This window comes from Psychrobacter sp. 1Y4 (assembly GCF_051847555.1).
Genome location: NZ_JBPYDE010001140.1, coordinates 1 through 522, shown reverse-complemented (window position 1 = coordinate 522; position 522 = coordinate 1). Strand labels below are relative to the sequence as shown.

Sequence of the window (522 nt, the reverse complement as noted above, 5' to 3'; positions counted from 1 at the left end):
GTATAAAAAAAGCACTGCTTTTTTAGCTCTGCAAGAGAAATTCTTTAAATAGAATTTCTGTATTGCTTCATTAACATCGGCTGTCACACTCAATGTTAATTTACCAGCTGGGCTTATCTAAATAAGTCCCCTTGCTGTGGGTGTGTATTATATAGATTTACACTTGGCTGTCAAACGCTATTTTCCACTTTTTTAAATATTTTTCACTTTTATATCGAAATTTTTAGCAAGCATATGTTTTTATTGATTTTATATTTTCATAAAAAAATCAATTTTTTTCAGACTCGATACTTACTTATTGGTTAATGCTTGCTCAATGTCTTTTTTGATGGCTTCTGGCTTGGTCGTTGGCGCATAGCGATCGATAACTTGACCTTTGCTGTCAATTAAAAACTTAGTGAAATTCCATTTGATACCATCGGTCAATAGACCGCCTTTTTGGTCTTTAAGCCAGTCATAGATAGGATGAGCATCTGCGCCATTAACATCAATCTTTGCCATCATAGGAAAGCTAACACCATA

1 pseudogene is annotated in these 522 nt (G+C 33.9%); it reads right to left on the bottom strand.

Annotated features, from left to right (window positions below):
- Positions 1-291: 291 nt before the first annotated feature.
- Positions 292-522 (bottom strand): annotated as a pseudogene (locus tag ACS8FC_RS20825) (glutathione peroxidase); the annotation flags it as partial.